At 43.4% G+C, this 23820-nt stretch carries 15 protein-coding genes; 5 read left to right on the top strand and 10 right to left on the bottom strand.

The features are described 5' to 3' along the window. Position 1 precedes the first annotated feature (1 nt). On the bottom strand, positions 2-658 hold the full coding sequence (lexA, locus tag HRU80_06100) for a transcriptional repressor LexA (GenBank protein QOJ28465.1): 657 nt from the start codon (positions 656-658) through the stop codon (positions 2-4). Between the two features lie 303 nt (positions 659-961). Between lexA and HRU80_06095 the strand changes: the two genes are divergently transcribed. After that, a complete protein-coding gene (locus HRU80_06095) occupies positions 962-1153 on the top strand; it encodes a hypothetical protein (GenBank protein ID QOJ28464.1) in 192 nt (63 codons plus the stop codon). Between the two features lie 98 nt (positions 1154-1251). On the opposite strand, the gene HRU80_06090 is transcribed toward HRU80_06095, so the two are convergent. The 6 genes from HRU80_06090 to HRU80_06065 all read right to left on the bottom strand — a co-directional run bounded on the left by HRU80_06090 (position 1252) and on the right by HRU80_06065 (position 11890). Then, positions 1252-3144, bottom strand: a complete 1893-nt coding sequence (locus HRU80_06090; GenBank protein ID QOJ28463.1) for a response regulator — start codon at positions 3142-3144, stop codon at positions 1252-1254. Positions 3145-3369: 225 nt separating this feature from the next. After that, the gene (locus HRU80_06085; GenBank protein ID QOJ28462.1) at positions 3370-5301 is read right to left on the bottom strand and encodes a response regulator; all 1932 of its coding nucleotides are present in this window, start codon (positions 5299-5301) and stop codon (positions 3370-3372) included. Between the two features lie 76 nt (positions 5302-5377). Then, entirely contained in the window at positions 5378-7330 is a 1953-nt protein-coding gene (locus HRU80_06080; GenBank protein QOJ28461.1) for a response regulator, read from the bottom strand. A gap of 233 nt (positions 7331-7563) precedes the next feature. Further along, entirely contained in the window at positions 7564-9405 is a 1842-nt protein-coding gene (locus HRU80_06075) for a response regulator (protein ID QOJ28460.1), read from the bottom strand. A 308-nt stretch (positions 9406-9713) separates the two neighbouring features. Further along, positions 9714-10805, bottom strand: coding sequence for an alkaline phosphatase (locus HRU80_06070; GenBank protein ID QOJ28459.1), 1092 nt, complete (start codon positions 10803-10805; stop codon positions 9714-9716). Then, positions 10805-11890 (bottom strand): branched-chain amino acid aminotransferase, encoded by a 1086-nt coding sequence (locus HRU80_06065; protein QOJ28458.1) that lies wholly within the window; start codon positions 11888-11890, stop codon positions 10805-10807. Before HRU80_06065 ends, HRU80_06070 begins: the two co-directional genes overlap by 1 nt. Positions 11891-12327: 437 nt before the next feature. Between HRU80_06065 and HRU80_06060 the strand changes: the two genes are divergently transcribed. The 3 genes from HRU80_06060 (at position 12328) to HRU80_06050 (ending at position 14584) form a co-directional block, all read left to right on the top strand. Continuing rightward, complete coding sequence (locus tag HRU80_06060; protein ID QOJ28457.1) at positions 12328-13848, top strand: AMP-binding protein; 1521 nt, start codon at positions 12328-12330, stop codon at positions 13846-13848. A gap of 140 nt (positions 13849-13988) precedes the next feature. Continuing rightward, entirely contained in the window at positions 13989-14183 is a 195-nt protein-coding gene (locus HRU80_06055; GenBank protein QOJ28456.1) for a type II toxin-antitoxin system VapB family antitoxin, read from the top strand. Next, positions 14180-14584, top strand: a complete 405-nt coding sequence (locus tag HRU80_06050) for a PIN domain nuclease (GenBank protein QOJ28455.1) — start codon at positions 14180-14182, stop codon at positions 14582-14584. The genes HRU80_06055 and HRU80_06050 overlap by 4 nt, the downstream gene beginning before the upstream one ends. A 159-nt stretch (positions 14585-14743) precedes the next feature. Here the strand turns inward: HRU80_06050 and HRU80_06045 are convergent, their stop codons facing one another. After that, on the bottom strand, positions 14744-17575 hold the full coding sequence (locus tag HRU80_06045) for a S8 family serine peptidase (GenBank protein QOJ28454.1): 2832 nt from the start codon (positions 17573-17575) through the stop codon (positions 14744-14746). 325 nt (positions 17576-17900) lie between these two features. On the opposite strand from HRU80_06045, the gene HRU80_06040 reads away from it, so the two are divergent. After that, the gene (locus HRU80_06040) at positions 17901-18737 is read left to right on the top strand and encodes a DUF2911 domain-containing protein (protein ID QOJ28453.1); all 837 of its coding nucleotides are present in this window, start codon (positions 17901-17903) and stop codon (positions 18735-18737) included. Between the two features lie 268 nt (positions 18738-19005). Here HRU80_06040 and HRU80_06035 read toward each other — a convergent pair whose 3' ends face one another. Next, the gene (locus HRU80_06035; GenBank protein QOJ28452.1) at positions 19006-19998 is read right to left on the bottom strand and encodes a dihydroorotate dehydrogenase-like protein; all 993 of its coding nucleotides are present in this window, start codon (positions 19996-19998) and stop codon (positions 19006-19008) included. An 84-nt stretch (positions 19999-20082) separates the two neighbouring features. After that, complete coding sequence (nifJ, locus tag HRU80_06030; protein ID QOJ28451.1) at positions 20083-23676, bottom strand: pyruvate:ferredoxin (flavodoxin) oxidoreductase; 3594 nt, start codon at positions 23674-23676, stop codon at positions 20083-20085. Positions 23677-23820: the final 144 nt, after the last annotated feature.

The raw sequence follows: 23820 nt of genomic DNA, 5'->3' as shown, positions 1-23820 counted from the left end.
CTTAATTCAGGCACCGGGTTACGCCGGTAACCTTGCCAATCAGGGTAAAATTACTGTTCTGACCGATTACAATCGGTTCATACTTCTCGTTAGCGGGGAGCAGTATGATCTGATTATTTTTTCTTAAATAGGTTTTAACGGTCACCTCACCGTCAATCTGTGCTACTACGATATCACCATTTGAGGCGAAGAGCTGTTTGTGAACCACAACGATATCACCTTCAAATATCCCGGCGTTAATCATACTATCGCCCTTAACTTTAAGAGCAAAGCTGTCTTTCCGTTCCCGCATCATGGAGGGATCAACCACCACGGAACCTTCTATATTATCATAATGCATTATCGGGAAACCTGCTGCAACACGGCCGAGCAGAGGCAGACTATAAGGGTTTTCTTCATCCCGCTCGGTCTGCTGATTTTCCAAACCAAGAACCTGCCATCCTTTATCGGTAATAGCGAGTGCCCGGCTGGAATTGCTCTCCTTCGAGAGAAAATTCTTATTTACCAATGCTTCCAGATGACCTGAAACTCCATTGGTTGAGGCAATGCCAAAATGATTTGCAATATCCCTCAGCGAAGGGGGATATCCGTTTTCCTGGCCGAATTCTGCGATGAATCCGAGAATTTCTTTCTGACGAAGTGTTATTTCCTGTTTCATTCCAATAGTGATAATTTGTTCACCACTAACATAGTGAACAGATGTACACCTGTCAAGTCTTTTTAAAATAAATTTTTATTTTTTTGCGGACTGAACTGCCAGCGAATGGAAAGGGAACAAGACCGGTCCGAAGGTATGGAACCCGCCTAGGTTTAACCTCTCATTCGGAGCGGAATCTTAAAACGGTAATCAAGGAGTGGGTCTTTATGAACTCTGAAGAGGATGTATGCTCAGAGCTGGCGTTTGCTTTCAGGAAAAATATCCCGGATGAAAGCTGACATTGAAAAGGGAAAACCGTAGCAAATGACTGCAGGCCTTAAATCAGATGAGATCAGTTCAGCGGCCGGATCCCCCGGAGTATTACAAAACCGGAGCGAGACCTCAGAAGCCGCAGGTGGTGAAATCCGGAATGATGCCAAGAGATTAAAAAGAATAGAAAAGTTTTGTCCCTGGCTCAACCTGCATCATTCAGGTTTCGAGATGATAGTAATTTAGAAAAGCAGTTCCGTGCTTCGGGTAATCTGCATATAACAGCGGTACAAGAACCTCCTTACTGAGACCTGCATCGGCGTGTACATAATCCCACTGTGCTGCTAAGAACGGATGGTTTTTGCTGCCTTCTCCACCTCCGCGATGAGCTGATCGTTGGTAAAGGGCTTTGATATATACTGCGTGCATCCGGCAGCAAGGAATGCTTCCCGGTCACCTGACATGGAAAATGCAGTGATACAAATAACCGGAGTATTTTTGTAACTGTCCAGTTTGCGGATCATCTGCGTAGTTGTAATGCCATCCTGTGAGGCAATACCAAGATTGATATCCATTAGGATTATGTCATACTTGTTCTGCTTAACCAGTCTGAGTGCTGTCTCAGAATTGCGTGCATGATCAACATGATAATCAGACGCAAGACATCTGGCAACAAGAGTCGCTATTCCATCATCATCCTCCACATAGAGGATGTTATGTTTGCTGCCATTGCCTGTAGTAAAATCACCGCGCTGTTCTGCCAGTGCATGCCTTACCGGACTGCGGAGAATCAGGTTTTCAGCAAAGACTCCGAAACGAATCTCAAACTTTGATCCGACGCCGGGAGTGCTTGTAACCTGAATTTTTCCGTTAAGCCGCTCAACAAATTTTTTCGTTATCGAAAGCCCGAGTCCTGTCCCCTCAAAACTTCTGTCATGCCCTTCGCTTGCCTGCCTGAAATCTTCCCAAATCAGGTCAAGATGTTTTTCATCAATGCCAATGCCGGTATCCTTAACGGTAATAACCGCATCACGTCTTCCGCCGGCAATATCCTCAGATGTTATTTCAACCTCAACGCCTCCAACCTCAGTATATTTTATCGCGTTATTTATCAGGTTTTCAATAATCTGGGTAAACATCTGCTGATCTGTTTCGCAATAAACTGATTCATAGTCTGACCTGACACGAAGGTACAGAGATTTTTTTCTTGCCATAGTGTCCATTTTAACGCATACGGCATTGATCATTTCCACCAGATCTGCGTGAGTGCGGGTTATATTCAGCTTCCCTGAATCAATACGTGAAAGATCAAGAATAAGGTTCAGTGTACGCATCAGACGCTGAGCTGAATCTCTTACCGTAAGGGCCATCTCTTTAAGTTCGTTTGTATGCGCTTCAAGAACAAGCAGTTCGGAATACCCAAGAATGCCGGTCATAGGTGTTCTTAGTTCATGGCTCATATTGGCCAGAAAAGAGGTTTTAAGCCTGTTAGCCTCCTCAGCAGCTTCTTTCGCGCTGATGAGTCTCTCTTCTATTTTTTCCCTGTTTTCAATCTCGTTAAGGAGCATCCTGTTCTGCGTCTGCATTCCGGTGTATATCTTTCTGAGGAAATTACCGAAAAGTACAATCAGAATGATCAGGAGAGCACCCGAAGCAAGATGCCAGTAATAAAGCCGGGAAAGATCCTTCCCTTCAGCTCTATTCATTTCAGCAAGCTGCAGTGCATATTCCTTCCTGATATCCGCGGATGCCATCTTATGCTTGTTATATATAGAAAACAAATCCCCTGTGAAATCCTCCGGCTGATTACCTGATTTCTTCTCCCGGAATTTTCTGAGGATCGTATATATCTCTTCCCGGTAAGAGCTGATCAGCAGTTTGCTCTCACGAAGCAGTTTTATTTTCGCCGTGGTAGAGGTAATTGCTGAAAGCTGCCGTATAATTTCACTCTGCCGGAGAAATTCATTTGCAATTTGTTCCTCATAAATGCCCGAGTGAAACCCTACGCTGTCCGTCATCGCATTAAAACTCATGAGGTAAACCTGCTCTTCCGATCTGGCAAGAGAATGAAACAGCTCAAAATGGGTTACTGATAACTGATCATGCTCAGTGATATGTTTATCAAATTCTTTCAGGATATAGAAAGAAAGAAGGCCTGCCGCCAGAATCATCAGGAGGAGGAGCAAATAAGAATATTTAATGGAGCTGGAAGCGTTAAGGAAAATTCTTGTCTTCATGCCTATCACGATTATGAGAGCAGTTCAGTCCCTGAACTGACCTTTGCATTATAAATTTAATACGAGCTTACTTAAACTAATTTTTCGGCTTCTATAAGGCAAGACATATGAGGCAGGCGATAGTAACAGAAGACTAAAGAAGAATAAATAGGGCAGATACATAAAAATTATCTAAAACCCGGAGACCGCGGAGTGCGGCCTCCGGCAAAAAACAGCATCACCTGTTTAATCCTTCGCGATTCTCCGGCTGCTTCCCTGATATTGTTCTTGTGCCTTTATTATACCCATTGCGGCTTCAATTTCGGCAAGGAGTTGTTCTGATGTATAAGGTTTTGCAAGATATTGCGTGCATCCGCTTTCAAGAAATGCTTCTTTGTCTCCAGGCATGGTGAACGCTGTAACACAAATGATGGGTGTTTCCTGATAGCCCTCAATTTGCCGGATTAACTGCGTAGTGGTAATTCCGTCAAGAGATTTAAAACCAAGATTAATATCCATAATGATAATATCATACTTATGTTTCTTGATAAGCGTCAGGGCGGTCACTGAGTCAGGAGCAAGATCAATCCTGCAAATTTGAGCAACAGTTCTTGCCGCCAGATCAGCACACATTTGATCGTCCTCCACCAGAAGAAGGAGCGGTTTCCGGTTCACTTTCAGACCGGTATCAGTTTCCTTAAATACAGGACGCATAACTATTCTTTTTACGATATTTTCCTTAAGAGCAGGAAAACGCAGTTCGAATGTTGAACCCTCACCAGGGGTACTTTTTACCGATATCCGTCCGTTAAGGCGCTCAGTATATTTTCTACTCAATGTCAGACCCAGACCGTTACCCTCATAACTTCTGGTGTAACCTTCACTGGCCTGCCTGAAGTGCTCCCAAATTTGATTAATATGTTCCGGTTTGATACCAATACCGGTATCTGTGACCCTGATAATTACCTCATGAAAATTATCAGTAATTTGTTCGGACGATAATTCAACTACCACTCCTCCTTTCTCAGTATATTTAATGGCATTATTGACCAGGTTTTCAATAATCTGGAAAACCATCTGCCGGTCAATTTCGCAGAATACAGCAATAAAATCAGTTTTAATTGTGAGATAGAGTGATTTGCCTGAGGCAAAATCATTTTGCTTCTTACAGACAAGACGAATAATTTCCAAAAGGTCTTCTTTTGTATGTATTACCACCTGTCTGCCGGATTCAACACGGGAAAGATTTATTATCAGATTGAGAGTTGTCATAAGGCGGTTTGCTGAGTACTTCAGTCTTTCAGCCATTTCACAAATATCGTCATTCGGTGCTTCCATCAGAATAAGTTCCGCGTATCCCAGAATTCCGGTCATGGGTATCCTTAACTCATGGCTCATATTTGCCAGTATTGCAGTTTTAAGGCGGTTTGCTTCTTCGGCAGTTTCTTTTGCAATTGTAAGTTCATCCTGAATTTTTTTCCTTTCTGATATCTCACCTGTCAGTTTTTGATTTTGCATCTCAAGACCCCTGAACACACTCCTGAGTACAAATCCGAGATAAATAAGTACCGGAATAGTGATCAGTACAAGCACGTTATACCATGCTATATGTCCCGCGAGATGTTCTCTTTCACTCTCATGAAGCGAGGCAAGTTTAACCTGATAAAGACTTCGTAAATCTTCCGAAGTTTTGCGCATCTCGGAATATTTTGCAGAAAGGCTTCCTGCGAGCATTATACGTTGATCAGCATCTATTCCCGGAGTATTCTTGGCTAAAAGCTGTCTTATAGTTTCTCTGTATGAAACCCTTGCTGTTTGAGTTGAGTCTGATATTTTTTGTAAATGCAATGAACCCGACAGTGTGTAAATCTGCGACCAGAGGTTCGCCTGGCGTTCAAACTCAATAGTAATCATTTGTCTGTTGTTCTCGCTGTATGTAGTATGTCCCTCCATCAGCTCGCAGAGAGCAATCATATATACTTGCTCCTCAGACTGTTCTGCCTTAGTAAGAATTTCAGGAATCGTCGCATACATTAATTCCTGCTCATTATGATGCTCTTCTATCCCCGACACCGCAAGGTAAGAAGCGGTATAACTTACAAGCACCAAAGCAAGAACGGTGAGATAAGAGTACTTAACGATGCGCGAATATTTAAACAGCTTTAACAGATCGGACATAATAAACCTCTTTTAGTAATAAACATCATTTACAGAGTCAGATAAACCGGTTACGTCACTATTATAATTTGTTAAGTCATTCTGTTCCGGCAGAGATACGTAAAAATGCGCTTTCCATTTTCAGTTCCTGTTCATGTCTTTTAATAACTTCTATTGCCTTTTCAATTTCCGCAAATAGTTGCGGGGCTGTAAAGGGTTTGGGCAAATACTGAGAGAACCCAAACTCAAGAAAGGCAGCTTTATCCCCCGGCTGATCAAAGGCAGTAATACAAATAACCGGAGTATGTTTATAATATTCATATTCACGGATTTCGCGTGTAACAGACATGCCATCAAGCGAGTCGGGTCCAAGATTGATATCCATAAAAATCATATCATACTTTTTTCTTAAGGCAAACTGCAATGCAGTCTTAGAATCAACGGCAATATCAATTGATGCAATCGGAGCAATAATTTTTGAAACAAAATCTCCGATTAAGCTTTCATCCTCAACATAAAGTATTCGTAGTTTCCGGTTATTGAGCGGTTCAAGAAGCAGTGTAATTTCAGGTTCAAGATGAGTTACAGGCTTGTTATCAGGGATAATACCCTCGGGGCTGACACCGAATCTGACCTCAAAAAGTGACCCGAAATCCGGGATGCTTTTGATGAGAAATTTCCCTCCGAGATATTCCACCAGTTTTTTGCTTAACTGCAAACCAAAAATCAGATTATCATCATCCGCATTTTTGTTTGGGACATTATCGAATATGCTGCTCAGAACAGACGGTGATATCCCCATTCCCGTGTCTCTGACTGATAGTATAACTTCGATACCGCCTCTGAGTGATTTGGCCGTTTTAACCCCAAGTTCCACACTGCCAGAGGTTGTATAATTGATGGCATTATGAACAAGATTCTCGATCACTAGAGAAAGCATTTCTCTGTCGGTATCCAGATTCACTTCGCGGTAATCTGTAATCAGAGAAAATTGCAGGTGCTTACTCCTGGCAAAATCCTCATGTTTGATTTTTACTTCTTTAACGATCTCAATTACATCTTGCATTGCATAGGTAATTTTCCGGTAATTTGAACTTATCTGCCATACTCTTAGATTGTGGTTAAATTTTTGAACTAAGCTGCTTGCAGAATGTCTTATTAATTGCCCGGTTTCAGTTGTTTTACTGTCCGTATCATTAATTAATTGCTCCGAGCATTCAAGAATTTCCGCCATCTTTATCCTGAATTCACTGCTGATGATTGTCGAAAAAACAGATTTATAGCGTTCTGTTTCGAGTAAATCAGATTTAGCCTCAATTAATTCTCTTTGAATGTTTTTCAGTTTCAACTTTTCATTGACCAGAAGTATATTCTGCTGTTGATTTGCGATCAATATCCGTCTTAACAGAAGTCCGGTAATTATGAAAAGCAATAAGATGAGAACACCGATCACATACAAAAATGCCGATAACAATGTGAACATATCAGCGGATTTTGCATTTAATTCAGAAAATTTGGCCAGATAATTTCCGCGCAGTTCTTCCGTTGCAGCTTTATGCGTAAAATGTATTTCGGATAATCTGCCGACATAATATCCTACTGATGATTTGTCATTCGAAAACTGCTGCTCAAGCAATAAAGCAAATATTTTTTCTCTCAATTGCTTCTGATTACTTTGAGTATTTTGTAAAAAGGATCTCGTTTCATCCTTTAATTCCGCGTCTGTAAAATCCCGTAAAAGATTTTCCATACTTATAAAATAGTTTTCAAACACCCCGTCAAAAAGTAATGAAATGCCGCTATCCTTCTCGAGCAAAGCATTCAGAGCCCTTTGGAAGGTAAGATCTTCATAGTATTCGAGGGAATCCATTAATCTGGAGTTTATTTGTATTTCCATACTCCCGGCTTTATTATGATCACTTACACTATTTGTATAGAAGATCAGCAGGGCTGACAAAGTCATAATTAACAGACCAAGCAGGACATATGAATATTTAAGCAGACGGGTATTACCCATCAACGTTCTAAAATACGATGGAAGTGCAAGCACACACAAACCTTAAGGATTAATGTTAAAAAAACAGGAATTGTCACGTTTTCAAAAAGAAAGCAGGTAAAGTGTCACAGGATGATGCAGGCAACAGCATGTTGCGACAAATAATGAACGCATCTTTGAGAGAGGTAAACGGGAAAAATACTCCGCAAATAATCATTCACTACGAGAAATGACATAACATTTTTATACTGATATCAGCGAATTTTATTTACACACCCGGCATCATATTATTTGCTATGCACCAGCGCCATTTGTCTTACTGCCTTATCAATCTCACGGAATAACTGTTCCGGGCTGAATGGCTTGGCCAGATACTGGGAACATCCCTGCTCAAGAAATGCTTCTTTGTCGCCCTGCATGGTAAAAGCGGTGATACAAATAATCGGTGTGTTTTTATAGGCCTCTAAATTCCGTAATTTTTTTGTGAGCGTTAATCCGTCCGCGGAATCATTTCCAAGATGTATATCCATAAGGATAATATCGTATATTGAACTTCTGATAAGGCTGAGTGCGGTCTGTGAATCTGGCGCAAGATCAATATTCGATATACCGGATAGAAGCGATGCGACATAATTTCCGATTAATTCGTCATCCTCAACATAAAGGATGGACAGTTTTTTATAATCCCTGGGTTCAAGGATCTGCCATTGATCCGGGTTAATATGAGTTACTGTTTCATCTGACGCAGTCAGATTTTCTTCCTTAACATCAAACCTCACATTAAAAACAATACTTTGGTTTTCCTTCCGCGTCATAGTCACATTACCCCCCAGTCTTTTAACAAATTTTTTAATTACAGGCAGTCCCACTCCTAGATCACTGCTCAGGCTTCCTGCATTATTGCTTACCTCCGTTTTGCCGCTCCAAAGACCATCCCCATGAAAATTGTCAATTTGAGCCCCGGCGGCTGTAACTGAAATGATTATCTCACAGCCTCCCCGGTATGTTCTTGCGGATTGTACTTCAAGTATGACACTCCCCTCCCTCATCTGATAAAACACATTATGTATCAGACTTTCGAAAACCAGAGTGAAAATTTCTTTATCCGTCTCAATGATGACTTCTGAATAATCGGTTTTATAAGTAAACTGCAGCGACATTTCTTCTGCAGCTTTTCTGAAATTATGGGCAAGTTCGTTCAAGATGGGCACAATATCCTGTGATACGAATTTTGCGAGAAAGAACGATGTGTTTTTCCTGTATATTTTCGAAACAAGATTAATGGTATGTATTAATCTTTGATTTGACGGGTGCGCGGTTTCTTTTATTTTTCCGGTTTTTTCTGTTCTTGTAAAGCCGGTTACAGTCCTTGATTGTGCTGAATCTTCAGCTAAGGACTTTGTTAAAGACCCGCAAAACTTTTCAATAAATTCTGTTCTTTGCCGGTCTGTTTTCTCATAGTTTTCTCTGGTTTTAAGATTTTCCTCCTGATCTCTTTTTCTTTTTACAACTTCATTTTTAAGGATTGAACTTAATTGCTGCATTTCAGCATGCAATTTCCCGATTAAGAATACAAGAAATAAGAAGATCAAAATGATAAATGCCGCAAGTAAAAGAAACCACAGGGAGGATACCATGTATGATGCATTCGCGCTGGAATGTTCCTGTAAGCATTCTGAAAGAAATTCTTTTTTGAGGTAATTCAGGCTGATTTGGCGGGACAGATAATTTTTTGAAAGTTCAGCATAATGTAATCTTAGAATCTCCTTACTCTGGATATCATTAGCAGGAGAATCCAAAGTTCCGATATTCGCTCTGAAATCAGTAAAAGAACTCTTTATCTTCTTATGTAACGTCCGCGCATATTCTTTATTTAATTTTACAGAAATCTGAGCCAGCAAACTGTCAATCTTATCCAGATCACTGATCATGGCTGGTTTGGTTTGTGAAATATCAGCCTTGCCTTCTACTATTGCTGCTCTGAGGTATTCGCTGAACAATGACTTTTCAGCGGAAGAAAGAGAATCGAGAAGTGATGTTTGCTTTTGATAAGAGAGAAAAGTACTCTCTGAAAACGATTTGAATCCGTTAACTTTGAGCGCATAGAGAATCCCGATAATAATTATCATTATTATCAGAAAGGAGATTAAGTACTTATTAAAGACTTGAGTGGAAATCGGACGCAGTTCAAACCACTTAACCATCAAACTCTACATAACTTAATTATAAATAAATAAATCGTTTGTGAATTTTGTGATTAACGGTTTTACTGCAAAAACAAATTAGGCAAGCGTTAATTCAAGCCGGGGAGCTAAGAGAAGAAGGGGTTAAATCAGGTAAATGCTGATTTGTTATTAGGACAAAGGGTATAAAGTTATGTGTACTGCCGGGCAAATAATAATACCGGAGACCGCGGGGTGCGGCCTCCGTTAAAGAATTATTTCCAGCTTCTGGCGATGGAGAAGAGTTTTTTTCCTATTTCGTTGTTCTCATAGACTCCCCTGAAGATATCACTCCCCGGTCCTTTTGCCCAGACGCCAACCATTCCGGCTGAATGACCTTTTGTGGTATAAGCATATTCAATCGGCTGGGATTTATCTTTCGGATGCACCAGTGACATTCCGCCCGTTTCATGATCAGCAGTTACAACCAGCAGAGTGTTTCCATCCTTCTCGATATATGCAAGCATCCGGTTAACCAGGTCCGCGAACTCTTCCATCTCTGCTTTCAGATGAACAGGATCATTTGCGTGCCCTGCATAATCGGTGTGTGTGCTTTCCACCATCAGGACAAAACCATCTTTGTGATTTTTTAACTGTCCTATAGCGGTCATAGCAAGATCACCAAGTTTGTAAGGCCGGGTGCCAGCTTTTGAAATGGAATTGGTATCAAGCAGCATCCAGAGTTTTGAGTTTGGTTTATATCCTTCGGTGATATACTCTGAGGAATAAAAATATCCTTTATCGCTAAGGGATTGAATAAGATTCACTCCGTCAGTTCTCACCCCGCCCTGATCTTTGGGCAGGAAGTATTTTCTTCCTCCGCCAATGACTACGTGAGCGGGAGCATTCACCAGCTGCTGAGCAATATCGGTATGCATTTTTCTGCTTTCAGCATGGGCGAAAAATACCGCCGGTGTTGCATCGGTAATAGGGGCCGTGGTAACCAGTCCTGCTGCTTTTTTCTTATTCATGACAGCATACGTAAAAACGGATTCAACCGGCTGTTTAATGGTATCAACCGCAATGGCCCCATTATAGGTTTTATGACCGGTCGCGATTGCCGTACCGCCGGCAGCGGAATCAGTAATTAAAGCATCGGCTGCACAGGTAACTGACATTCCAACATCCGTAAACTTCTTGAAAGGAGTATCCTCTCTGTTAAAGATGATTTCCGAAGTTACCTGATTCAGCCCCATGCCGTCCCCGATGATAATTATGATATTTTTAGGTTTCTTTTGCTGCTGGGCATTTATGCTGTATGCAACCGCAACAAAAAAAACAAGAACAACAAAAAAACGAAATCGCATTAAGAGACGGTAACCTCCTGCTGAACCGGTACCAGCCATCCGTATGGGTCTGCAATTTTTCCGGAGTGCATGCCGGTAAGAGTGTCAAACAGCTTATGTGCTAATGTGCCGGGTTCACCGTTATTAATAACCATTTTCCGGTCTTTATATTTCAGTTCACCGACTGATGAAATAATTGCGGCTGTTCCGGTGCCAAATACACCCTCAACCTCACCTTTGTCAAAGCGGGTGATAAATTCATCCAGACTTATCAGCCGTTCATTAACATTCATGCCCCAGTCTCTGAGCATGTGAAGAACAGACATTCTTGTTATGCCGGGCAGTATTCCTCCGGTTAATTTTGGTGTTGCTACTTCATCCTTAAAGGTGATGAAGATATTCATGGTTCCGACTTCTTCAATGTACTTTTGCTCAACACCGTCAAGCCAAAGCACCTGTGTGTAGCCCTGCTTGCGGGCCATTTCACTTGCGAGAAGACTTGCAGCATAATTTCCGGGTGTTTTTACTTCACCCATACCTTTACGAACCGCGCGGACGTAGTCATCCTGCACAAGAATCTTTACCGGTTTGAATCCTTCCGGATAGTAAGCACCAACCGGAGAAAGCATTATGATAAACTTATAGTTCTGTGCCGGTTTAACACCGAGTACCGGATCAAGCCCGAACATAAAGGGACGGATATACAGGGCTTCTCCTTCTTTTCTGGGAATCCATTCCTTCTCAATGGAAACCAGCTCCTTGAGAGCGTCAGTCGCGAAATTAACATCAATCTCCGGCATGCAAAGTCTTCTTGCAGAATTGTTAAGCCGGATAAAGTGCTTGTCCGGACGGAAGAGCATAACGTCATTATTTTTATGACGGAATGCTTTCATTCCTTCGAAGAGTGCCTGTCCATAATGGATGAACATCGTGGCAGGATGAATAGACATTTCAGAGAGGGGTCTTATAACTGCATTATGCCAGCCGCTGGCGGGGGAGTAATCCATTTCAAAGACGTGGTCGGTAAAAATCTGTCCAAAACCGAGTGATTCCGGTAAGCGGATTTCTCCGGTACGGGTCTTTATTTCATATTTAATATTGTTCATAGAAAAACCTCATTATTTACGTAATCAATGATTACTATTTAAGAAATTTTTGCGTTAAATAAAAGTTAAATCGGCAATATGACGAAAGCTGATGGGAGCCCATAAGTCTTTGTAAATCAAGGTTTTATAAGAGATCGCTTTTAATTAAAAAACGGGCAGTTGATAAAAAATACCATATCGCCTTTGATAATAAACAAAGGCAATGCCGGGCAGATATAATTAATGACATTACCCCTGTCAGGATAATTTTTTTATTCACTTTGGCTGTTTTGCACTATTATTTTTGGTAATTCAGCCGAAATAAGTAATATGGCTGTGCCGGATTTGAAGATTTCCGGCAGGAGGGTCTTCTTTCAATAGGATAGCTATGTCCGCCCCTCTCATGTAGTTCAGTTGTCAGATGAACTTTAACAAAAATAATAAAAAGGAGTCGAGGAATGTTATTCCACCACCAATTCGTCAGAGTTGCCAAGAAATATGAAAAAAAGCTGGCAATAGCCGACCGTACAACCAATGCACGGGTGCCATATAAACGGGCGCTTATTGGTTCTCTCATCTTTGCTAAAAAATTCCAGCAGTACGATCCCGGGTTCCTGGGGATTATGCTCCCGAATTCAGCCGGATCAGTTCTTGCCATACTTGGAACGCTCATGAGCGGAAGAGTGCCGGTGATGATTAATTATTCAACAAAGGCAGATAAAAACTGCGAATACGCACAGAAGAAATGCGCATTTAAGACCATTATCACTTCCCGCGCGCTTCTTGAAAAAATAAAATGCCCGCACATAGACGGAATGGTTTACCTAGAGGACATCCGGGATGGCATTTCACTTTTTGATAAACTTGGCGCTGCACTCAAAGCAGCCATGCCTGCAGAAGCAATAATCAAGAGCATCCATCAGGGAAGTGAAGATGATAATCTGATGATTCTCTTCACCTCAGGAAGCGAAAAAGATCCGAAGGGTGTGCAGCTTACCCACAAGAATATCAGCCAGAATTATAACGCTCTCATAAAAGCATATACCTTCTCATCGGATGATATCTTCCTTGCGAATCTCCCCTACTTCCATGTATTCGGTCAGACCGCAAACCTTTGGGTTCCGCTTTCTATGGGAATCACTCTTGTTACCTACGCAAACCCGCTGGACTTCAAAACAGTGTGCGATATCGTCCGCGAAGAAAAAGTCACTCTTATGGCAGGAACCCCGACCTTCTTCTGGGGTTATCTGCGTGCCTCAAAACCGGGTGATTTTGATACCGTAAGAATAATGCTCTCAGGCGCTGATAAATGCCCCGATGCTCTCCGTGAAGCATTCATGACCAAGCATAATAAAGTTCTGCTGGAAGCTTACGGCGCTACAGAAACCTCACCGGCGATTACCGTAAATACCCACGAGTTTAACAGACCCGGCAGTGTGGGCAGACCGATTGACGGAGTAAAAGTCCGCATTGAGCACTATGAAACCGGAGAGGAGTGCAAAGTAGGCGAAATCGGAAAAATCCTTGTTAAAGGGGACAATGTGATGAAAGGATATTTCGATGATTTTGAACAAACCTCACTCAGCATCCGCCATGGCTGGTATGATACGGGTGACATGGGCTACATGGATTCCGACGGATATATCTGGCATGTAGGCCGCCTGAAACGCTTCCTTAAAATAGGCGGAGAGATAGTATCACTCATCAAGGTTGAAAGCGTTCTCGAAAAACTCCTGCCGCCTGATACCGAGTGCTGCGTAGTGGAAGTACCAGACCCGATACGCGGAGCAAGGATCGTTGCTGCAGTAACACAGCAGATTGATGAGAAAGAAACCCTGAAAAAAATGGCTGAGCATCTTTCCAATATTGAAATGCCAAGCCGGTTTGTCGTCCTTCCGGAAATGCCAAAACTCGGCAGCGGAAAGATTGACTTTAAGACCATCACCGACCGTGTGAGGGATATCGTTCAGGCAAACTAAACTGATTAAAATACAATAAACAGAAAACCCCGGTCACCTGTGTGAGCCGGGGTTTTTTGTTTGGAGTAAAATTAAGGATTTGCATGAATTAAACAGGATGTGTATATTTCGTCAATTAATACACACAAGGAAGTAGAATCATGAGAACAAATATTGTTATTGACGACAAACTGATGGAGCGTGCACTTAAAAGTACTGGTTTAAAAACTAAGAGAGAGGTCGTTGAGCAGGCACTAAAACTCCTCATATCAGTTAAAGCACAATCCAAAATAAGGGAACTTAGAGGTAAATTACATTGGGAAGGTGATCTTGACGATATGAGATCAGCAAAATGATTTTTGTTGACTCCTCAGTCTGGATAGATTATTTCAATGGAAACTCTAACCTTCACACTGATTTTTTGGATTCACTACTTGAATCAGGAGTTGTTTGTTTGGGCGACTACGTATTACTTGAGGTTTTGCAGGGATTCAAAGAAGACAGGGCTTATAACACCGCCCTCCGAGCACTTTCAAGCTTCCCGGTCTATTCAATAGGTGGTACTAAAATGGCAATCAAAAGCGCCAAAAATTTCAGATTTTTAAGAAAACAAGGAATTACCATCAGGAAAACTGTGGACGTTATAATTGCCACCTTTTGTATACAACACAATTTTGAGTTGCTTCATAAGGATAAAGATTATTTACCATTTGAAAAGTACCTGCGTCTGAGGAGTTGTATACCAACTGACGAATAGTAAATGGATAATTTGTCTCAATCATTCATGCCCTTGCTGTTAATATTGTATACCCATCCTTCCTTACCTCCCCGAAATGTTGCAACCGCAAAAGTTTCCGGATATATAAACTCATCCACCTGAGCGATTGCAACATCTCTTAAAAGAGCAACCTAAAAATTATTTCAACAGAATCATCTTTCTGTTTTGAATGAAGCTATTGACTTTAATTTCATAAAAGTACACTCCGCTTGCAAGACCGGTTCCGTCAAATGATGCCTGCCAGGTTCCGGATTGCATATATTCATTTACCAGCGTTTTTACTTCCCTTCCGGTGATATCATATACTTTTAATGATACATTTCCGGCTTCAGGAATCTGAAATTGTATAACCGTTGAAGGATTAAAAGGATTCGGGTAATTCTGACTCAGTTCATAAGTAAGCGGCTGAGTAATCACTTCCTCTGCTGAGGTCAGAATCTCCTGATACTTGCTCCTTGCTAAAGCAAGTTCGTTGCGAAGATCAGTTACATTCTGTCCGGCTGCTATCGCAAAGGCAACGGTAACGCTTTCTCCTGCAGGTATATTATAAGGACCGGCAGAGATGACATGGGAAATATCACCCCCTCCTGCCTGGGGCTTTGCGAGTCCGCCTGAAATTGACTGCCATTTTTCAGCATCCGTGAAACCGTCATATATACTGAAGCCGCCCGGGTCACCGCCAGGGTTCAGAATACCCCGGAAGCCGGCACTGCCTGCTGAAACAAGCCCCACGCCGGTATAGGTATTTGGGTTCCCTCCGATATGATATACATAACCGAGAGAGCCGGCGGTATCCCATGCGGTATAATCATCCGCGCCGCTGCCGTCAACCATATCCCAGTCAAAGAATAGTCCTGCGTAAAGTCCCGTGACCGCTGAAGCATTGGTATTTTTCAGTTCATAACGCAGGATGATATAATCATCGTGGGGAGCTGTTGAATAGGAGAATGAAGTAAGCGTTGTGGTGATACCGATTTTATTAGCGCCGGCATTGTTGTCATTAAATCGTGAGCTCCCCTGTGCATCCGCGGCAGCGCCGGGTATCTGCATAATGAACGGGGATTCCACAGCAAAATCTGCAACCTGCACGCTGCCGGAACTGTTTCGTGCTGCGTCTGAAATTTTTGTTGCACTTGTCCCAAGAATCAATGCTCCCTCAAACATATGATTCTGGCTCCCCATATATTTAAATCCGTTCCCCTGGGTGTTGGTCGGATAGTTGTTATAGGCGAGGGTGCCTTTGCTGGTTACGGTGAGAGCGATATTATTTACTGCCTGAGTTGCATAAGTCGGGTTTGCCGTAACGCTCAGCCATTCATATCCGATAACCTGATTGTTTTCAAGATAATTAAGCACAAATAACAGCTCGGCATTTGCCCCAACATTATTTACGGTAAAAGTATAGGGCGTTGTTCCGGTAGTGAATTCAACTCCTGCACCAACGCTACCTGCAAAGAGTGTGGTATTTACCACGTTTGCCGTGCCGTTTTTATTTTCAAGACCAATAACGAGTGATGAAGCTGCAGAAAGAATATTTTTAAATGCCACACGAAGAGTTACCTGCTCACCGCTGGTAATAATACCGTCACCCGAAGCATCCTCAAATATATATGATACTGAGCGCGCGGAAACAGGGTTTGCCGTATTCAGTGCTTTAAGGGCATTAATTCTTCTGCCAAGCTGGTTTATATATGAAGGATTCTGCGTGCTGATATCATCACCTGTTACGCGGAGCCGTTCACCCACCTGCTCCGGGGTGATACCCGGGAAGTGTGAGAAGACCAGCGCTGCAAGTCCGGCCGCAAGCGGAGAAGCCATTGATGTACCGCTTAAATATGCATAACCGTCATTCTGCCAGGTGTTGTATATACCCTCACCGGGGGCTGAAACATCCACCGTGGTTCCGTAATTGGAGAAACCGGATTTCAGATCGCTTGAACCGGTTGATGCAACCGAGAGAACGCCCCGGTATCCTGAAGGATAATGAGCAGCCGGGGAGTTGCTGTTACCGGCAGCAGCAACCACCAGAGAACCTTTTATCATGGCATAGTTAATCACTTCCTGTCCCAGTATTGAATAACCGCTTCCGCCCCAGCTGCAGTTTATCACCTGAGCCCCCATATCAGCGGCATAAGTAATTCCTTCATAGCCGTAAACTACATATGGCTGCCCCTGCGGATTACGGTTATCATCCTGTGATGTTTTTACCGCGAGCCAATTTACCTTAAAGCCGATAGATGCAATGCCAACTCCGTTATCAGTAACCGCTGCTGATATACCGGCAACGTGAGACCCATGGTCGGGGCGGTCTTCCATCGGATTATTATCAGGAGTTCCGTTCAGTCCGCCAAAGTCCCAGCCGATGCGGTCATCCACAAAACCATTATTATCATCATCCAGCCCGTTATTGGGAATTTCATTCCAGTTGATTTTCATATTTGCCTGAAGATCGGGATGATCCCAGTCAACTCCGGTGTCAACAATGCCAACAAAAACTGAGGTATCTCCTTTGGAAATATCCCATGCAGCGGCCGCCTGAATCCGTGTGAGAGCATACTGATTATTGAGGGAAGGATCGTTAGGAGTGTAGGAGGTTTCGTATATGTACCGTGGTTCTGCCCATTCAATTTCCGGAAGCGATTTTATCTTCTGCGCAAAATAAAGCGGGTCAATTGAAGTGTTCTCATAGCGGATAACCACAATCCGGTCAAATCCGGAGTTCTTTGCTTCAATTCCGCTCCCCCGGTAAAATTGAGCCGCATCCTTAACTCCCAGCACGCTGAACCGTTCAGCAATACTTAGCGGCAGCTGAACCTTACCCATTGAGGAAACCGGTGCAACTTTTAATTTAATAATAAGCTCTCCGCTGAGATATTTGGTCCCGTTAGATTCAAGAACTCTCTGCTGAACCTGTCCGGATGCGGAGAAAAACGGAATAAGTAACAAAGCGATAAAAAAACGCAAAAGCATCGTGTGCCCTCAATAAGTGAAAAATGAATGGCTCAATTTACGGAAAATGGGGTATGAATGAAATGCAAACTATGGGATTCTAAACCCGCAATCCGAGACACTAAAAGAGTTTCAACGCAAAGTACGCAGAGTACATCGCAAAGGAACGCAAAGTTCAATCACTGACCGGCTGGTGCTTATCCAAGGAATTAGTATAAAACGTACCTTGTTATAGAACCTGATGAACTTACTAACCATGCATGGTTCTCCCCAATGACCTTAGGAAAAAGCTATTTTAGGGCTATATTTCCGCCTGAAATTTTTAAAACTAAAAGAAGGTGCACACATGAAAAATCTTTTTTCCGGAGTGCTGCTGGCGTTGATCGTTCTGGCAGCTGACCCATCCTTTGCTCAGCTTATTACTCCTGCTTCCAGCCCAAAAGCCACTTTAAGCCAGAATGTTGGAGTTTCTGAGGTAGTTGTTACCTGGTCCCGGCCTGCTGTAAAAGGACGCAAAATCTGGGGCGGACTGGTACCTTACGGCCAGATGTGGCGTGCCGGAGCTAATGCCAACACCACTATTAAGTTCTCCGATCCGGTAACCATCAATGGCAAAGAACTTCCCGCGGCTACTTACGGATTCCACACCATACCCGGTGAAAAAGAGTGGACTCTTATCCTCAGCAAAGACAATAATCTGAATGGCAGTTACGGCTACAAACAGGAAAATGATGCCATGCGCCTGACCGCTGTTCCGGTAGTTACTGCCGACCACACCGAGCGCCTCGCTTTTGATGTGGCTGAACTGACCGACAGCACTGCCGAGATCAGTCTTTCATGGGAAAAGCTGAAAGTGAGTTTCACTGTTCAGTTTAAGACAAGAGATCTTATCAAAGAAAGAGTGAATAAAAATTTCTCAGCCAACACTCCCCTTTCTTATGCATCATATATATTCAACAACGGAATGGACCTGAATGAAGCACTCAACTGGATTGATAAATCTATCGGCGTTCAGGAAAGCTACTGGAATGTACGGATGAAGGCAAGAATCCTTGAGAAGATGGGCAAAAAAGGAGATGCGGTTATGTTTATGGAAAAAGCAATCCGCATGGGTGAAGCAATGAAACCGGCTCCGTTTGATTTTGAAGATATGAAAAAACTTCTTGCTGAGTGGAAGAAGTAAAGTTTCTTAATATATTGAGCTCAAAACCCGCCCCTCAATAAGGCGGGTTTTTTGTTTATAACTGGGTGGGTGCGAAAACTTATGGGAACAGTGAGGAAACTTGGGGCTATGGGGATAAATCTTATAAATGAGATCAGGCATTAATTTTAACCTGCCGGCTAAAGCCAGCTTCGAGCATTCTTCATTTTTCATTGTAAATTGTTCATTAAATAAAAATGCCCCTGACGGATGTGTTAACGCCAGGGGCTCCTAAAATAATCAGCTATGATTATTTATATGACTGAAGCGCTTTCATATAGTTAGCACGTTCAAACTGTGACGGATCAGGAGACTTGATATAACTCATGCTGCCTCTCATCTGTTCTACTGATTCATACTCATTTACTTCCATCCAGTATTTCATCTTTGCCAGAACATCAGCAATATGATGAATACCAAATTTGAGCAGTGAAGAGAGCATCATGGTTACATTAGCACCAGCCATGAGCATCTTCAGCACGTCTTTTTCGGTATAGATACCGCTGGTTGCAGCCAGATCAAGACCTACTCTGCCATGCAGCAGCGCAATCCATCTGAGCGGAAGTCGCATTGCCATCGGGGTGCTGAGCAGTACATTCGGCACTACTTCAAGATTTTCCAGATCAATATCCGGCTGATAGAAACGGTTAAAGAGCACCAGTCCTTTAGCACCTGCCTCTTCAAGCTGCTTTGCCATATTCGGTATGCTGCTGAAGAACGGGCCTATCTTAACTGAAACAGGGATGGTTACTCCTCCGGCTACAGCTTTTACGATTTCCACATATTCTTTTTCAACCTCAGCACCGCTCAGGTTCATATCCGCTGCAAGGCGGTATATATTCAGTTCAAGAGCATCAGCGCCTGCCTGCTGAATCTGCTTTGCGTATTCAACCCAGCCGCCGACTGATTTTCCGTTCAGAGAGCCGATCACCGGAATCGAAACCGATTCCTTTGCGCGGCGGATCTGATTCAGATATTCATCCGGACCAAACTTGAACTCTACGGTTTCAGGGAAATAGGATGTCGCCTCAGCATAGCTTTCAGCATGATGTGTTGTGTGGTGGAAGAGTTCAAGACTTTCGTGCTCAAGCTGTTCCTCAAAAATGGAATAAAAGACCACGGCTGCCGCTCCTGCATCTTCCATGTGGCGGATATTCTGCAGATCGCGTGAAAGAGGCCCGGCCGAAGGGACCAGCGGATTTTTCAGGTCCAGTCCCAGATATGTTGTTTTAAGATCACTCATTGTTTCCTCGCAATAGTTTTATATATCTCCGGAACGGGGCTCCGGATGATGATGGATGCCCCGTTGTCCGGACAAATGATTTACTTATTTAACTTCATCTTTTTTTGCGGCCGGTTCTGCAGCCATCTCTTCATAGATCTTCCACTTACGGACGACATCCTCCTGAGCTTCCTTCATAAGCTGTTCAGCTACCTGAGGATGACTCTTGGTGAGCATCTTATAGCGGGTTTCCATGTATGCATAATCTCTGAATGCCATCTTCGGAGCTTTTGAATCCAGCTTAAACGGATTCTTTCCTTCTTCGGTTTCAGGATTATATCTGAAGAGCGGCCAGTAGCCAGTGTCAACTGCGGCTTTCTGATTCTTCATAGCGGTTGCCATGTTGATACCGTGAGCAATACAGTGACTGTATGCGATGATGATGGAAGGTCCGTCGTATGCTTCAGCTTCAAGGATTGCCTTTACGGTCTGCGCATCGTTTGAACCCATTGCAATCTTGGCAACATATACATTGCCGTAGTTCATTGCCATCAGAGCCAGGTCTTTCTTGTTGCCGGGCTTGCCGCCTGCAGCGAACTTGGCGACTGCTCCGCGCGGGGTTGCCTTTGAGCACTGTCCGCCGGTGTTGCTGTATACTTCAGTATCAAGGACGAGGATGTTTACATTCTTGCCGGATGCAATCACATGATCAAGTCCGCCGTAACCGATGTCATAAGCCCATCCGTCACCGCCCATGATCCAGACTGATTTCTTCACCAGATAATCAGCAAGAGAAACAATGTGCTCCAGTTCGCCTTTTATTGCCGGATCGTAACCGTTGCTGAGGATGCCGGCGAGTTTGCCTTTGAGTTCAGCAACGCGTTCCCTCTGCTCATATATATCGGATTCGGTTTTCTGCGGAGCATCCAGAATTGACTGAACAAGGGCTTCGCCCAGCAGTGATGCGTGCTTTTTGAGAAGGTTTTGTGCCTGCAGGTTGTGTTTGTCAACCGCGAGTCTGAAACCAAGTCCGAATTCAGCGTTATCCTCAAAGAGTGAGTTTGACCATGCAGGGCCTCTGCCGTCTTTATTCACTGCCCAGGGAGTTGTTGGCAGGTTGCCTCCGTAAATAGAGGAACATCCGGTTGCGTTTGCTATAAGCGCACGGTCACCGAACAGCTGGCTCACCAGTTTTACATAAGGAGTTTCTCCGCAGCCGGAACATGCGCCTGAGAACTCAAACAGCGGCTCGAGGAACTGTGAATCTTTGACATTGGCTGTATTGATATGCCGTCTGTCAATATCAGGAATGGAGAGGAAGAAGTCCCAGTTAGCACGCTCTTTTTCACGCAGCGGAAGCTGTTCAACCATGTTGATTGCTTTATACTTCGGCTCTCTCTTATTCTTTGCAGGGCAGACATCAACGCAGAGTCCGCATCCGGTACAGTCTTCAACTGCTACCTGAAGCGAATACTTCATGCCTTCGCCGTATTCCTTTGACTTGAAGTTCACTGCCTTGAATGTTTCAGGAGCACCTTCAAGTGCTGCCGGATCATATACCTTGGAGCGGATGGTTGCATGCGGGCAAACGATAACGCATTTGTTACACTGTATACATACATCTGCATCCCATTCAGGAACTTCGAGAGCGATATTTCTTTTTTCCCACTTTGAAGTTGCAAGAGGATATGTACCGTCTATCGGCATTTTGCTTACCGGCAGCAGGTCACCCTTGCCTTCGATAATCTTTGCGGTTACATCCATTACAAATGATGGAACATTCTTCCCGGATACTGCCGGCAGAAGAGCAATCTTGCTGGTTACTTTTTCAGGTACCGGAACTTCAAAGAGATGTTCAATCGTTTTATCAACCGCCATGAAGTTCATTTGAACAACCTTATCGCCTTTTGCGCCATAGGTTTTCTTGATAGCAGTTTTAATCAGTTCTATTGCGGCTTCTTTATCAAAAATCTTTGATATAGCAAAGAAGCATGTCTGCATCACGGAATTGATTCTTCCGCCGAGTCCTACTTCATCAGCAACTTTATAAGCATCAATTACAAAGAGCTTCATTTTTTTATTGATGAGATCAGTCTGAACTTTTTCAGGAAGTGTTTCCCAGACATGCTCAGGAGCAACTTTTGTATTAAGAAGGAATGTTGCGCCTTCCATGGCATCGCTGAGCATATCCATCTTCTCGAGGAATACCTGCTGATGGCATGCAACAAAGTTTGATGTGCTGATCAGATAGGATGATTTGATTTCCTTAGGACCGAAACGGAGATGTGATACAGTTGTTGATCCTGATTTCTTTGAGTCATAGACGAAGTAACCCTGAGCATAGTAGTCAGTGCCCTCGCCTATGATTTTGATTGAGTTCTTGTTAGCACCGACGGTACCATCAGCGCCGAGTCCGTAGAACTTGCCTCTGAATGTTTCAGGAGCTTCAACGGAGAATGCAGGATCAAAATCAAGACTGGTGAAGGTAACATCATCAATGATACCAACCGTGAAGTGATTCTTCGGTGCCGGTTTTTTCATTTCATCATAAACAGCTTTAATCATCGCAGGAGTAAATTCCTTTGATGAGAGGCCGTATCTGCCGCCGGTGATTTTCGGGAATGCAAACGGGAGGGTTCCTTCGTTGAATGATTCTGTTACTGCATTCACCACATCAAGATAGAGAGGTTCAGCAGCGCCCGGCTCTTTGCAGCGGTCGAGTACGGTGATGAACTTTGTGGTCTTGGGGAGTGTGTTAATAAAATGTTTGATTGAGAAAGGTCTGTAAAGACGGACTTTAAGTACACCGACTTTTTCTTCCCGCGCGCTCATATAATCAACCACTTCTTCGATCGCGGTTGCCCCTGATCCCATAACGATAATGATGCGTTCAGCATCCTGCGGACCATAGTATTCGAACAGGTTATACTGTCTTCCGGTAAGTCCGGCGAACTTATCCATAGTTTCCTGAACGATGCCGGGGCATGCATTGTAGAACGGATTAACGGTTTCCCTTCCCTGGAAATAGACATCAGGGTTCTGTGCGGTACCGCGCATAACCGGATGGTCAGGGCTGAGTGCTCTCTGACGATGCTCAAAGATAAGCTGCTCATCCATCATGAATTTCATGTCTTCTTTGGTGAGCTGTTCAATTTTCATCACTTCATGGGAGGTGCGGAATCCATCGAAGAAGTGAAGAAATGGAATGCGTGCTTTTAAGGTAGCTGCCTGAGCAATCAGAGCGAAGTCCATAACTTCCTGTACTGAGTTGGAGGCGAGCATTGCAAATCCGGTCTGGCGGGTTGACATTACGTCACTGTGATCGCCAAAGATTGAAAGGGCCTGGGCAGCGAGGGCTCTTGCTGATACATGAAAAACGGTCGGGGTTAGCTCGCCGGCAATCTTGTACATGTTTGGAATCATCAGGAGGAGGCCTTGTGATGCAGTGAAGGTAGTGGTGAGTGCGCCGCTCTGGAGTGCTCCGTGAACTGCTCCGGCTGCTCCCCCTTCTGACTGCATTTCGGTTACTGATGGTACTTCACCCCAAATATTCTGTTTGTTTTCTGAGGACCACTGATCGCACCACTCGCCCATATTTGAGGAGGGGGTGATCGGGTAAATTGCTATTACTTCATTGGTATTGTAAGCCACGTACGCCGCGGCTTCATTACCGTCAATGGTTACTTTTTTTCTGTCCATTTCATCATCCGGTTAATAAGTTAGTTCATTATCTGCACCCTGAGTGCAATTATTGTACCAAGTATAAAATCTTCAAAAAACGGGCATTTTTACCTCTTTTCGCCTTATTTTCTTTTTCAGGAAATGAGAAAAAGTTGAGAAATT

The sequence above is a fragment of the Ignavibacteriales bacterium genome (assembly GCA_015709675.1).
Lineage (GTDB): Bacteria > Bacteroidota > Ignavibacteria > Ignavibacteriales > Ignavibacteriaceae > H2-BAC3.
Note: the sequence above shows the minus strand (reverse complement) of the source record. Positions and strands in the feature narration are given on the sequence as shown.

Coding starts and splice junctions, on each gene's coding strand:
- HRU80_06050 (QOJ28455.1), top strand. CDS start 14,180: ATGATTTTTGTTGACTCCTCAGTCTGGATAGATTATTTCAATGGAAAC.
- HRU80_06090 (QOJ28463.1), bottom strand. CDS start 3,144: ATGAAGACAAGAATTTTCCTTAACGCTTCCAGCTCCATTAAATATTCT.
- HRU80_06065 (QOJ28458.1), bottom strand. CDS start 11,890: ATGAACAATATTAAATATGAAATAAAGACCCGTACCGGAGAAATCCGC.
- HRU80_06085 (QOJ28462.1), bottom strand. CDS start 5,301: ATGTCCGATCTGTTAAAGCTGTTTAAATATTCGCGCATCGTTAAGTAC.
- HRU80_06040 (QOJ28453.1), top strand. CDS start 17,901: ATGAAAAATCTTTTTTCCGGAGTGCTGCTGGCGTTGATCGTTCTGGCA.
- HRU80_06045 (QOJ28454.1), bottom strand. CDS start 17,575: ATGCTTTTGCGTTTTTTTATCGCTTTGTTACTTATTCCGTTTTTCTCC.
- HRU80_06060 (QOJ28457.1), top strand. CDS start 12,328: ATGTTATTCCACCACCAATTCGTCAGAGTTGCCAAGAAATATGAAAAA.
- lexA (QOJ28465.1), bottom strand. CDS start 658: ATGAAACAGGAAATAACACTTCGTCAGAAAGAAATTCTCGGATTCATC.
- nifJ (QOJ28451.1), bottom strand. CDS start 23,676: ATGGACAGAAAAAAAGTAACCATTGACGGTAATGAAGCCGCGGCGTAC.
- HRU80_06075 (QOJ28460.1), bottom strand. CDS start 9,405: ATGATAATTATTATCGGGATTCTCTATGCGCTCAAAGTTAACGGATTC.
- HRU80_06035 (QOJ28452.1), bottom strand. CDS start 19,998: ATGAGTGATCTTAAAACAACATATCTGGGACTGGACCTGAAAAATCCG.
- HRU80_06055 (QOJ28456.1), top strand. CDS start 13,989: ATGAGAACAAATATTGTTATTGACGACAAACTGATGGAGCGTGCACTT.
- HRU80_06070 (QOJ28459.1), bottom strand. CDS start 10,805: ATGCGATTTCGTTTTTTTGTTGTTCTTGTTTTTTTTGTTGCGGTTGCA.
- HRU80_06095 (QOJ28464.1), top strand. CDS start 962: ATGACTGCAGGCCTTAAATCAGATGAGATCAGTTCAGCGGCCGGATCC.